At 48.7% G+C, this 13,977-nt stretch carries 5 protein-coding genes; all 5 read left to right on the top strand.

Going from position 1 to position 13,977, the window contains the following annotated elements; all coding sequences use genetic code 11:
- Window positions 1-12 precede the first annotated feature (12 nt).
- Window positions 13-1,365, top strand: a complete 1,353-nt coding sequence (locus HZB62_04005; GenBank protein ID MBI5074315.1) for an ATP-binding protein — start codon at window positions 13-15, stop codon at window positions 1,363-1,365.
- Window positions 1,366-2,105: 740 nt separating this feature from the next.
- Complete coding sequence (locus HZB62_04000; GenBank protein MBI5074314.1) at window positions 2,106-3,080, top strand: peptidyl-prolyl cis-trans isomerase; 975 nt, start codon at window positions 2,106-2,108, stop codon at window positions 3,078-3,080.
- A 78-nt stretch (window positions 3,081-3,158) separates the two neighbouring features.
- Window positions 3,159-4,175 (top strand): hypothetical protein, encoded by a 1,017-nt coding sequence (locus tag HZB62_03995; GenBank protein MBI5074313.1) that lies wholly within the window; start codon window positions 3,159-3,161, stop codon window positions 4,173-4,175.
- A 58-nt stretch (window positions 4,176-4,233) separates the two neighbouring features.
- Window positions 4,234-5,094, top strand: coding sequence for a hypothetical protein (locus HZB62_03990; GenBank protein ID MBI5074312.1), 861 nt, complete (start codon window positions 4,234-4,236; stop codon window positions 5,092-5,094).
- Window positions 5,091-13,805 carry a LamG domain-containing protein gene (locus tag HZB62_03985; protein MBI5074311.1) on the top strand — a complete coding sequence of 2,905 codons (8,715 nt, stop codon included), beginning with the start codon at window positions 5,091-5,093 and terminating at the stop codon, window positions 13,803-13,805. Before HZB62_03990 ends, HZB62_03985 begins: the two co-directional genes overlap by 4 nt.
- Window positions 13,806-13,977 lie beyond the last annotated feature (172 nt).

The following is a 13,977-nucleotide window of genomic DNA, read 5'->3' as shown; positions in this document are numbered from 1 at the left end:
TAATATGACATAATGTTTAACCGCAATATTCACAAATACCTGCTTGAATGGAAGAATAGGGCGAATCGAAAACCTCTTATTATCAGGGGTGCTCGCCAGGTCGGCAAGACTTCGGCAGTGCATCATCTCGGCAGGGAGGCATTTGAAACATACATATATATCAACCTTGAGCTTAAAGATGACAGCGCCCTGTTTTCTCGTATGTATCCGCTCAGGGAACTGCTCCAGCTTATTCAGCTCAAATTTAACAAGAAGATTATCCCCGGTTCCACCCTCATTTTTATTGATGAGGTGCAGAACTCTGCCATAGCCATGAACCAGCTGCGTTACTTCTACGAAGAAATGCCTGATCTTCATGTAGCTGCTGCAGGCTCCCTTCTGGAGGTCAAGATGAAAACAGAGGGGTTTACCTTTCCGGTCGGCAGGGTGGAGTATTGCTATATGTATCCAGTGACCTTTGATGAGTTCCTGGCCGCCCTGCAGGAGACAGAGACTTTGAATTATATAGCTGCCATAACCTCTGATTCGGTGATCCCTGAAGAGATACACAGCCTCGTTATGAAAAAATTCCAGGAATATGTTCTGGTAGGAGGCATGCCTGAGGCCGTTGCCCGGTATGCCGATACCCGGTCATTTATAGATGTTGACCCTGTATATGAATCACTTCTCACCGGCTTCAGGGATGATGTCTCCAAGTATTCAAGCGCTGCCAGGACAAAATATATACAACATATCATTGAACATGCTGCTCAGTACGTAGGCCTTCAGGTGAAGTATGAGAAGTTTGGAGAGTCCAACTTTCGAAGCAGGGAGATGAGCGAGGCTTTTGATGTGCTTGAGAAGGCTATGATAATCAGCAGGGTTCATGCTTCCACGTCAAAGCAGCTGCCTTTGATGAGCAATCTGAAGAAAGCGCCCAAACTCCTGCATCTTGATGTTGGGCTGGTCAACTACCAATTGGGAATAAGAAATGAAATAGCTAATATTACGGATATCAATGCTGTTTATCATGGCCAGATTAGTGAGCAGATCGTTGGGCAGATGCTGTTGTCGTTGAATGTCAGGAAGAATGCAAATCTGCATTTCTGGTACCGGCAGCAGAAGGGCGCCACATCTGAGGTGGATTACCTGGTTGTGATGAATGAGAGGCTCATACCGATTGAGGTTAAATCCGGCAAGACAGGCACGTTGCGCTCATTGCACAATTTCATTGATGAAGGCAATAGTGACTTTGCGGTCAGGATATATTCCGGAAATATGAAAACCGAAAGGATTACTACGCTGAACAAAAAAAGCTATTCACTCTTTTCAGTTCCCTTTTACCTGCTTTATAGAATTGATGAGCTTATGATTGGTAATATATAATATAGAGCGAGCGGCAATAGGGTGCCCGATCATTGAAAAAGTGGCAAAATGGGTCGAGATATGAGTCGTGAATGGCAGTTGTTTTCAATGTCGGAAGAATGTCGGAAAAATTATGATAAATAGTGCAAAAATAGGGTAAATTAGGACAAGAAAAAGCAAATAAAATCAAATAGATAGGGTATTTAACAGCGCTTGGGGTGCGAGTGGTCGCCTGTTCAAATCAGGTCGCCCCGACCATATAACCCACTGAATCTAACGGAAAACAAAGATTCAGTGGGTTTTTTTTGTCTCGAAAAAAGCAGAAATGTTGCGACGAAATCACGACATGCAGTGATATCGGCGGAAAAAATATCTTTGAAATTCTGGAAGTTTATGGAGGAGAAGGACCTGAATTTGAGAAAGCCTACTCGTGTGCAGGACACATCTGAATAGCTATCTGAATAGCTGTGGAAGCTATCGGGTGAACCTCGCGGGTGGACGCCGTAGCATAAAAACAGGACATTTCTACTTTGGCTTGACATGACACAAAAACTGAACACAAAAAATAATTGACATTGTATTTCGAAGTGATATACTGCAATCAAGATTAAATTTATTTAATCTGCTGTTCTAAACTTAGTTATTAATCTTAACTTTACTATTGTTTGTAACAGGCTTCAAGTCTGTAAGGATAGATTCCGCAATTTCAGATGTGAGGGTGAGACTGAATGTCATATCTCCTGAAGGGACTAAAGGACTGTATGAAATTTAGTATAACTATTCGGGTCGGAATAGCAGCCGCGATGATATGTGTCATATTGGTTGTCGGGGGGAGCCGAACTGCCGAGACGGCTGGTGATGCTGACAGGCCGATTGCCGTAATTGGCAGTTTCAATATTACGGAGAAGGCTTTCAAGGCTGAGATGGAGAAGGGCGGATCCGGCCTGCCGGGCAGATTTGAAAAACCGGAACAGCGAGAGACCTTGCTTGAGGACATGGTCAGGTTCGAGGTGCTTTATGCCAATGCAATCAATGCGGGATATGACAAGAAGCCAGCGATACTCGACGCGCTTAAGCGGGTTATCGTCAATCAGTACAGGCAGGACCATCTTGAACCGGAGCTGGCAAAAATAACCGTGACAGATGATGAGATACGTTTATTTTATAACGAGCACACATCCGAATTCTCGACCCCTCAGATGGTGCGGGCTGCGGTCATCAAGATATCTGTCCCTGCAAAAGCCCCGGATGAAAAGAGGACAGAGCTTCTCAAAAGGGCAGAATATGCGAGGGCAGAGGCAATGGCTCTTGATCGTGCTACCCTGTCTTTTGGACAAGTGGCGATTAAATTTTCGGACGACCAGATGAGCCGGTACCGCGGAGGCGACACAGGATTAATGAAGCGAGGGGCTTCTGATGTCAGGTGGGGCAAAGAGGTGATGGATGCTATCTTTTCACTGAAGGAACCGGGACAGGTCAGTTCGGTGATCGTTTCTTCTGACGGCTATTACATCGTAAAACTTATGGAGACGAAGGCAGGCGTAACCCGTCCCTTTTTTGATGTGAAAGAGATCATACAAAGCCGACTTTTCTTTGAGAAGAAGATTCATAAAGAGAAGGAATTCTATGAAAAGCTCGCATCAGCATTGAAAATCGAGATCAATAGAGAACTTCTCAGCAAGATAGAACTGCCAAACGCAGGAGGCAGCTCTGCTCCTCCTGCAGTGCCGAGATAGTGATGACAAAAAAGCATGTAATGGCCACGGAACTATTTACGCGCCTGGGTTACAGGGGCGGCTTGTAAAGGAGATACTGTGAAGAAGAATATTGTTGCTCGCACGATGGAATTACTGGTGTCTGTTGTTTTTGTCTTGATAGTCACTTCTGCCGCAGTTCATGCCGGGCCGGTGGTGACGCAGACATTCAACCTGCATCCTGGCTGGAATGCAATATTCCTTGAGGTTGAGCCTGAGCAAAAAGATATGGAGGTCCTATTGCAGGGGCTGCCGTTGGCAGGCATATGGACATGGGTCCCGCGAGGGATTGCAATGCAGTATGTCCAGGACCCGAGTGAGAAACTGCTCGGCGTAAAGGGATGGCATGTTTATTTCCCTAAGTCAAGGGGAGAAGAGAATATGTTGAGCAACCTCTTTACGCTTCAGGCAAACCGGGCGTATCTAATTGAAATACGGGGCAATAATAATGTCACCTGGAATGTGACCGGACGGCCGTCGCTCAAGCGCCAGGCATGGGAGCCGAATTCTTTTAATCTCACCGGTTTTTCCATAAATAGTGCGGGCGGTCCCACATTTGCCAATTTCTTCGGGAGCTCTGCAGCCCATTCCGGACAGGCGATATACCGCCTCAACAATGCCGGGATTTGGGAGATGCTCCAGAACCCAGCTTCAGCACAGATGCGTTCTGGCGAGGCCTTCTGGATTTATACCGAGGGAGCATCAACATATTCAGGTCCTGTAACAGTCCGCACCGATTTTGGTGACGGACTTGATTTTCAAAAATTACTTAATGAGAACAAGCTCTTGATAAAGAACGCATCCCCATCTGTAAAGACAGTCACCGTTCGATATATCCCCATGGCAACTCCGGTACCGCTTGTAAAGTTTGAGATCAGCACTATGGGCGGAATTATCTGGCCTTCGTTCAACGCAGAGGAGACGTTTGCTATTGCTGCAGGCCAGGAGAAGGTTTATAGATTTGTTCTTAAAAGGGCTGGTATATCAACTCAGCGTACGGAGTCGATGATAGAGATACTTGATGATGCAGGGAGCAGATACCTTATTCCTGTAAGTGCTGAGAAGGGTGGGTTCTAAGATGGTACAAAGAAATATCGATCAATACTGTAATACGGTACAAGGGGGAAGAGTACCCATGAAAATCTTCGGTTCTGTTTTGATGATGTTCTGCATCTGTTTGCTGAGCGCCGCAGGAATGATTCATGCTGCGCCATATACCGGCCTGTGGGTCGGTACCGTGTCTGTTGACAAGGTTACGGAGTCGCAGATTCCGTCAAATGATGCCTTTACGACTCCTACTCCGGTCGCTTCACCGTTTAAATTCAGGATACTGCTGCATGTGGATGCAAATGGGAACACAAGGATCATCAAAGATGTTATTCAGATGTGGAAGCCGGGTAATCCAGGTCATTATGCTCTTATTACCGACGATACCCTTATTCCGAATAATTTTGTATGTGACAATCTGGCTGATACGGAGTTCTGCCACCGGATCAGTACGGCAGCGTATGATTTTGACGGTCTGCATGTGAGCATGAACGGTGACTTTTCTCTTACCGGTCTTCTCACTGGACAGCTCATACTTACTCCTGCGAATCCGACAAATCCTTTTATGCACCGGTTTAATCCTGAGCATGACAATCTGACCGAGGAATTTAAGCCTCTCAATAATCTTGCAGTTTTTGATGCCGACGGAAATGAGGCAAAGAAAGTCTGTTCACTTACGCTGCCAAGAAGAAGCTGCACAATCGATGCAGACTGCCCTGCCGGAGAAATATGTGCGGTAAACACTCCTATTCTTGAGGTCTATCGCGTCACCAGGGACATGTCACTTACCTTTAGCGCAACTGATCCGAACGCATCACCTGCATGGGGCAGCAGCCTGATGGGAGGCCTGTATGAGGAGGCCCTTAAAGGTCTTCACAAAAATACAATAAAAGTTTCCGGCACTTTCCGCCTGCAAAAGGTGACCGCTATAGGGGAGTTGAACCAATGAAAACATTCGTCGAAACAACTATGAGGGATCGTAAGAAACTGATGCTTACCAGGTTGTTGTCCGCAATTTTCCTTCTGTTCTCCTGTCTTTTTCTTTTGCATGCAGGACAGGCTTATGCGGATTCCGGATGGCCGCAGAGGGCCGGCGGTTCTTTGAATGACCAGGCACTTGCAACAACAGTCGACAAGAACGGGAATGTTTATGTTGCCGGCTATTTTACCGGCACAGCGACTATTGGGACAACGACTCTCCAGGCACCCCCAAACGCAAGCTGTACAAACGGTTATTGTTCAGATCTTTTTGTGGGTAAGCTTGATGCAGGCGGCGGTTGGGACTGGGTTGTCAGTGCGGGCGGCATATGGGAAGACACAGCAGATGCCATTACCGTTGACCATGAAGGCAATGTGTATATCACAGGGAAATTCGGTGCAACTGCGAGTTTCGGAAATATTATTCTTATCTCGCAAGGGCTGCATGATGCTTTTGTGGCAAAGCTCGATGCGAACGGGACCTGGCTCTGGGCAAAAAGCATCCCTGGAGACTGGCAGGGATATGGGACAGCCATAGGGGTTACACCCGTTGGGATCAATACTACCCGTGATGTTGAAGTTTATGTGGCAGGGACTTTTTCAGGAAACCAGATCTTTCAGATTTTAAACGATGACGGTACGATAACAACAAAAACACTGACAACGCAGAGTTATCCCTCCAAACCGGATAATCCTGACTACGATGTATTCGTGGCTAAACTGACTAAAAATGGAGACTGGAAATGGGCTCTTTCAGGGGGAGGGAATTTTCCCGGCATAGAATGTCTGACCGGCAACTGGTGCTGCAACTCTCCGAATGCATATTACAAGCACGACCACACATTAGCAGCACCCTGGACTTCCTTTAACTATCACCATGCCTGCGAGATCGGCTATTGGGACTCCAACTGGGGTCTCAACGAAAACGAATGCAGACAGTGGTATGGACAGAACCCAACGCCTGTTTATTCCGCGCCGTTTACTTTCTCCAACTATCTCGATTATAGCACCGGAATAAATAAGCCTTCATTTCCCAAGCCCTACACTGAAGACCGTGCTGCCCAGTATCTGTATGGCCAAAATGTCTGCATCTCAAGCCCTTCCGGATATCGTGAAAGTGATGACCGTGCCGCGGGCCTTGTGGTGAAATTTGACGAGTCAGATTATACAACTCCCAAAACAATGATCTACGTGACCGGTTATTTCCAGGGCGGCAACTCCGACGGCAGCAGCACCTTTGACTTCAGATTTTCTGATGGGGTAAATGTTAAGACTGCCATGGCCTCAGGCACAGGCAATAAGGACCTCTTCGTAATGAAAATATACGATCAGGGGAAAAATATGTTTAACAATTCCGTCCCGGTGCCTAACCCGTCGATAAAGTGGCTTGTTGATTCTTCAAATACTGCCCCAACTGATTCAATCTGGGCGAATGCTATTGCCATGGACCCTGATGGAGACCTGTACATAGCGGGCGGTTACAAGAATGCCCCCAAGCTTGGATCAATACAGCTCCATGATACGACCGGCGGCACAAGTGCCCCGGTAAACGCCTTTGTCGCAAGATTGAATGGTGGAAGCAACGTTTCTGCTCAATGGCAATGGGCCAGGTCCGCAGGTCCTTCAACAACTTTAAACGCTGCTGAGGCATTCTCATTGTCGGTCGATTCGCTGGCATTGGCCAGTCGCGGAGTTTATGTAACAGGTAATTTCAAGGGCAATCTCCAGATGTTCGAAAACAGCAGTGTTATCAATACGATAAACGCAAAGGGTAATTCCCAGAACGATGCCTTTGTCAGTAAGTATGTGGCGGCCAGCGGCGGCCTGTCATGGTCTACGAGGGGGGGCTTGTATGATGACGAAAATGCTCGGGGTATTGTCACTGACGGTTCCGGGACCACCTTTGTTGCCGGCAGCTTTAAGACTGCCTCCAGCTTTATCGAAAGTTCGACCATGTATTTTGACGGCAGCAAGCAGCAATATATCTTCGGGGAGGAAACCGTCAGCGATACGAGCTATGCTGTCTCATTCTGGTTCAAGACAGGTGAACCTAATGAGGGTATCCTTTCGATAACAAACGGTCCGAAAGTGGGAAACGGGGACAGGGATATCTGGCTCTCTAACGGCAATCTTAAGGCCAAGTTATTTAACGGAACAGAAGAGATTATTCAGACCATCGGGACTAATTTTGCTGACAATCAATGGCACTATGCGGTGCATACCTTCGGAGCAGGCATAACGCAGAAGCTGTATGTCGACGGGATCGAGAGGGCCGCAGGGACAAAGACGAGTTCAACGAAAACTATTCATACCGGCGTAACAATAGCCTATGCAAGCAGTGTGAGCGGCACCAATTATTTTACTGGTATGATCTCCGGTCTGCAGTTCGGAAGCGTTCTGAATGCGCAGACTATAATGAGTAATTTCTTGGACCCCAATAAGAAGCCGAGCAATACCTCAAGCGGCAAGATCCTCTTTTCTGATGGGAATTCCGATGTCTTTCTCGCCAGCGTCAGCCAGCTTGGACACTGGAGGGAAAGCGAGGTCTGGACTGTTGGAGAAGAAGTCCCAATGCCTGATGGGGCAGTGGCAATGAAGCCGGAGTTTCTGTCTCCACCGGATGCAGAGAACAATTTTTTCTGGAGCGAATATAGCAAGAAACTCTATTCAGTATGGGGCGACAAGGGTGCAGTGATCAAATGGCGCGTCTCGACTGACCTTCTGGACATGACCCGGGTGCTCACCACAGGTGTAAGCAAATGGCCGGACAGACCGCAGATCCATATTGCCGGCGTGCCGACTGAACTGCAGCCGTCGACCACGACCTATAGCTACACCGGTATCCAGCGCACCGGTAATGGAGCAACTGATACTGACAAGACCGCTACCGGTGGGGCCCTTTTCAATGCTGCAAAAGAGGGCTATTCTGTCATACGCTACGGCAATGGAGGGTTTGACCTGACCAATTTCCCTGTCGCTTTTGAGGTGGTCAAGACGCACGTCTGGGATAACAGCGCGGTATTTCAGGACGACGCTGCCTGCACGGTCGGGCAGAGGATAACGGATTTTGTTCATAATGACCCTCTCGGGAGAAACGGATTTGTTTATTTCAACAAGGCCTTCTACGACGGATTCGGCACGAAGCGGGCGTATGATAAGGAGACCAGAATGGGGCCGATCATTCCTGTCAATGAGGTAACCACCACAAAGAGTACGAATCTGACCGACCCTGATGCAGGACGCGATATGGTGGTCGTTTGGTCAGAGACAAACCTGAAGAACATCCCGTGGCCGGTAAGATCTGTCAGATATAAATGTGAATGGCCGAAGGACAATGTTGTTTACAAGATCATTATAGCCAGTGAACTCGGTTCGGATGTTTTGAACCAGCCGGCTTTGGATACGGCAGTCTATCCGGAGGCGCACGTTTATCGTCAGTCGCAGTCGGATCAGGCAGGGTATAATCCGAATGAGGAGCATGCCTCTCTCTTCCCCTCTGCAACAGGCAACGGATTTGCGGCGGTCTTTGCACTTCGAAATGACCTGTATAATCCTCTGACCAATCTGCCGTCAAAGCCCTACGTGCTGCTTAAATACAAGAACCCGGTGGACAACCAGTGGTCTATGCTGACTTATAAAGTACTGACTACCGGGTATGGGTACAACTCGTTCAATTACCAGGGGACAGCGGGTTCGACTATCAACCCGCCCTATCCGATTCGACTTCTGAGCGGATGTCCTCAGTCGATTCCCCAGGGTGACCCCTATTGGCAGGATAGCGTTAATAACCAGTATTGGGCTCGTTCTGCGGGGACTGTAAACGTAGGGTATTACTATCCGCTCTTGAGCGATTTTGATTACCCAAATAATCCAACACTGCCTCAGAAGTTCGATGGAACTGCAGGACAGTGCGTAGGCTGGCTTGACAGAAGATCGGGTGGCGGAGGACAGCCAATTCAGGTTTCATATTCTATAAGCTGGCCTACTGACGTGCCGGTGCTGCATGTTGGAGAAACTCTGCTGACCGCAAAAAGGGGTCTGCCGGACATGATGAACCAGTCAGCAGTCAAGGTCGTTTATGATGAACTTGATCCAAATGTGCAGGATCCGAATAATTCTCTGGTTCAACTGATCAATCCGCTTGAGCCGCGTGAACTGCTCCTTGATGACGGAAATGGGAAATGGGTGATAATTCCTTCTGAAATCAGCACTAGTGAGGACAATGGACAGTTAATCTTCAATGACCTGCCGTTTCATCTGATGGTCAGATTTTATTATAACCCCATAACCCACAAACTCGGCTTTAAGGGCTATTTTGATAATACCGGCATGGGTGATCCGCTCATGCTCATTAATGTGATGTCTGCGAGCGAGCTTGATGAACTGCTTGCCCTCAGCGATGATGAGGATTATGTCAGGACAGTAAAGGCACTGTTTAATCTGACAAGGAACCCTCAGCAACTGCGTCTAAAGAATTCCGGAGGAACACGGCCTGCTGCGCCGCAGTCGGTTGACCTATCGAATTGGGAGAATCTTGACAGCGCAGAAAAAAGGACATTGCTGCAGGGCATGCCGTCTCTGATAGGTTTACAGGACTTTAAGTATGATGCTAACAAGGAGAAGATGAAGGACCTGAACGGCAATTACCTCAGTGATGGAGATCCTGAGCGTCTTGAAGCCTTAGGCGGAGGCTTTGCCCTGACCGCAGGTGCAGCCGCAGGAACAGGATTTGTGACGCTTGCCTTTAACGACGATCCGAGTCTCGGTTCGCTGCCGGTGAGCCTCCAGATTATACGTGTAGACTGTGCTCCCTATCAGGGGCAGATACAGGTCATTCAGTCAGATATCATTTTTGATGAAAAACTGGTGCTGCGCCATAGTGGTGATTTCGGCGGAAGACCTGAGAATTTCGAGTTCGAGTGGTATTATCATCCCGACCCTGGCACAGGCAGGGGACCGGAGCCGCCACCGTCACCTGAGACCGCTGAGTTTTCGACACCTACAGGAAGATGGCTTCCCTTTAATGTTCCGGATCCGTTTGGTGCCATAGATATAACTATCAAGGGTGCTACGGAAACAACAATATCTGATAACTGGTTCTATGTCAGGTACAAGGGATATCCTGTCTGCAACAACACATCAGTTGCAACGCCATGGGCAGGTGACCCTTCAGGAACTGCTGATACACCAAGGCCTGCGCTTGCAGAGGGTTGGATAAAGCGTGTAATTCGGGCTCTGAACCCATTTGAAGCACGGGTAAAAGACTTTGCATCTGCACCCACAAACACGTATGGCAGTATGCTTATCCAGCTTGGTGAGCGGTATGAAGGTGCAGTTGCGATGAATAACGATCCTGACAACCTTAACAGCATGGGGCTGATTTCTGCGTACGAGACGGTGCTTCGCAGAGGCATCAGTCTTTCGATTGGCGGTACTCCTCCGGTCAATTATGCACCGGCAAATGCTGCGCTGCTGCTTGCAGCATCCAGGATATCCGATTTCTACATGCTGCTGGGCAACGAGGCATATGGTGACGCTCAGGATCCGACTATAGGTTTTGGCACAAACAGCATCGAATACGGCTCTGCTGCTTCCTCGATCTTTGCCTTCCAGAACCAGGCCGATTCACTCCTGGAAGAGGAACTTGTGCTGCTCCGGGGCTTTGACTACCGTTCTGCCAGACCGGTTTATAACCGCGCGGTCTGGAATTTCACCTCTAATGACGGCGAGGTTGCGTATTCGCAGGTTTACAATATCAAGGACCACAATGGCGATGGATTTATTGACGAGTATGATGCGAGGACCATGTTCCCACAGGGCCACGGAGATGCGTGGGGTCATTACCTCACTTCGGTAAAAGGATATTACCGTCTGCTGAGGCATCCGTTCTATACATGGGATCCCAGATCTGAGGCTGTTTCGGTCGCAGGAGGTGCTGTTCGGGTCGATTACCTTGATGAGAGGAAGTTTGCCAAAGCAGCAGCTGCAAAGGCCAAGGCAGGGGCCGAAATTATGAACCTTACGTACCGCCTTAAATATGTGGAGGACCCGGCCGGTCAGTGGCAGGGGTATAAGGACAATACCCTGATGGACCCTGCAGACCCAGAGTCAGCACGCGCGTGGGGACTCTCGGAATGGGGCAGAAGGACAGGACAGGGGGCATACTTTGACTGGGTCGTGGCCAATTCGATTTTGCCAGAAGTTGACAATGATCCGCTTCATGACCCTGCTGTCACCGGCACCTATTTGACGAAGATAGACCGGAAGACTGTCCAGGATCTCTCAGAAATACCAGCGAATTTCCTGGAGGTCCAGGTTCAGCTTGATAAGGCTGATGCGGGGCTGAATCCGCTCGGGCTTGCGCGGGACATAGTTCCGTTTGATATTGATCCTGCCTTTAATACCATAGGGTCAGGTATTCAGGGAAAGACTCATTTTGAACAGATCTATGATCGTGCAGCCGTGGCGCTTCAGAATGTGGAAGGTGTCTGGGATTATGCGAACAAGGCCAGCAATATGCTGAGGCAGAATGAAAATACCCTCTATGAATTCAGCGGTGATGTGTATGTTCAGGAACTTGACTACATGAATCGTCTGATCGAGATCTACGGGTACCCGTATTCAGGAGATATGGGGCCAACTGGTACATATCCGAGCGGTTATGACGGACCTGACCTCCTTCATTATATGTGGCTGGATAAGACAGAACTGACCGGTGAATCTGCTCCACCAGATACGGTTCACACCGTAACCCTCAGTTTCACGCCCATATGCTACGGACAGTCACCTATAGAAGCTATTCTGAACCCCATAATAGCGAAATGTAAGGCACCTGCGTATCCGCCGACGGATCCGACTACCAGTAATGTAACCTATCGCTTCTCTACTCAAGGGTTGGGAATTGTCAAGCCAGATAACGCGGGGCAGAGAAGGGCAGAGGGAGAGATACAGCGGGCGCTCTCGGATTTATATCTTGCCCGTAATGCGTATGAAGTTTCCCTGAGGAACTACGAAAACTACCTCAAGGATATAAATGACAAGGTAAAGAGTTTAGAGGCGCTTTATGATTTCCAGACCGACAAACTGTCATTGATGCAGCAGAGTTCTACCGTAAGTCTTGGACTGGATGCCATTATAAAAGTAATGGAGAGTGCCAATATCATTATGAGGCGGATTTCAGCAGGGTTAAATTTTGTCTCTGAAGATGCAGCCCATTGTGTACCGCAGAATGTCGGGCTTGCTGTTTCTGTCGGAAACCCTGTGTCCTGCACGGTTGAGATTGCAGGAGATGGTGGGGCCTTTGCCTTTGACACAGTCGCTGATGTAGTCGACATCCTCAAATTATGGACAGAGTGGGGTAAGAATGTCTCGGAGAAGGCCTTTGAAATCTCGATAGAAAGGACAGGGCAGAACTACGAGTTCGCAAGTGCGTTTGTTGAGCTTGAGGCGCTTATCAGGCAGGAGCCTGCAGCCCGTCTTGACGTCTTTGCGCAGAAGGAAGTCGCGCAGCAGGCCATACAGAATTATTATTCGGTGCTTGCAACGGGGCAGAGACTCCAGTCCGAAATCTTTGGGTACCGTGCATGGGTAGCCTCTGAAGTCCAGGAGGCCCGTTACCGGGATATGACCTTCCGGATATTCAGGAATGACGGTATACAGAAATATCGGGCCCAGTTTGATCTGGCAGCGCGATTTACCTATTTGGCTGCTAAGGCATATGACTTCGAGACAGGTCTGCTCAGAAGCGACACGGCCTCCGGACAGAAATTCCTTACCAATATCGTGAAGCAGAGGAGCCTTGGACAGATTATTGACGGCAGACCTATTGTCGGTGCCAAGGGACTATCTGATCCGCTTTCCCGTTTGGGACAGAACTTCGGTGTTCTCAAGGGGCAGATAGGTTTCAATAATCCGCAGATAGAGACGAACCGGTTCTCGCTCAGGAGCGAACTCTTCAGGCTCACGGATATCGCAGATTTCAGGACCCTCCTTTCGAGCCCGTATGATCCTGTAGGTGGCACTGGGTACTATGCTGCTGACCTTTGGCAGATACCTGAGTTCAGAAAATACTGCCGACCCTTTACGCTCGAGAGTGCCGGTCCCCAGCCGGGGTTGGTGATCCCGTTCAGTACAGAAGTTAATTTTGGCAGGAACTTCTTCGGTCAGCAGCTTGGGGCTGGCGATAGTTTTTATGATCCGACCATGTTTGCCACAAAAATACGGTCCGTAGGGGTATGGTTCACTGATTACGATACAACACAGTTGCCTAACACCCCGAGAGTCTATCTGGTCCCGACAGGCATGGATGTTATGCGGGCGTCGACCGGCAATATGATGCAGACAAGGCAGTGGAAGATCATTGACCAGAAAATCCCTGTGCCGTTCCCTATCGGAGCCTCGGATCTTGCTAACCCTGACTGGATTCCGATCAACGACAGCCTTTCCGATCAATTGGGCGGCATACGGAAGTTCTCGAGCTTAAGGGCATTTCCTGATGAAGATACTTCAGGAACAACTATCGAAAGCAGGCTCATAGGTCGTTCAGTCTGGAATACGAAATGGATGCTGATCATCCCTGGAGGCACGCTTAACTATAACCCAACAATAGGGCTCAGCAGGTTCCTGTCAGGGGTCTCGGATATAAAGATCTACTTTGAATCCTATGGGTATTCGGGGAACTGAGATGAAAAAGCTACTAATATATGGTGAGAATCCAGAAGGCGGGGTGAAAGCAATGAGGTCGAACAGGATGGGAATCTGTTTGCTGATACTGGGCTGTGTGCTGTTTACAGCCGGAACGGGGCTTGCGAGACTCACGGAGCCGGACAATATATTTTATGGAACCATGACGCTT

The sequence above is a fragment of the Nitrospirota bacterium genome (assembly GCA_016214855.1).
Classification (GTDB): Bacteria; Nitrospirota; Thermodesulfovibrionia; order Thermodesulfovibrionales; family UBA6898; genus UBA6898.
Note: the sequence above shows the minus strand (reverse complement) of the source record. Positions and strands in the feature narration are given on the sequence as shown.

What these genes read in the sequence shown, in the direction of transcription:
- HZB62_03985 (MBI5074311.1), top strand. Translation starts at nt 5,091, where the DNA reads ATGAAAACATTCGTCGAAACAACTATGAGGGATCGTAAGAAACTGATG.
- HZB62_04000 (MBI5074314.1), top strand. Translation starts at nt 2,106, where the DNA reads ATGAAATTTAGTATAACTATTCGGGTCGGAATAGCAGCCGCGATGATA.
- HZB62_03990 (MBI5074312.1), top strand. Translation starts at nt 4,234, where the DNA reads ATGAAAATCTTCGGTTCTGTTTTGATGATGTTCTGCATCTGTTTGCTG.
- HZB62_04005 (MBI5074315.1), top strand. Translation starts at nt 13, where the DNA reads ATGTTTAACCGCAATATTCACAAATACCTGCTTGAATGGAAGAATAGG.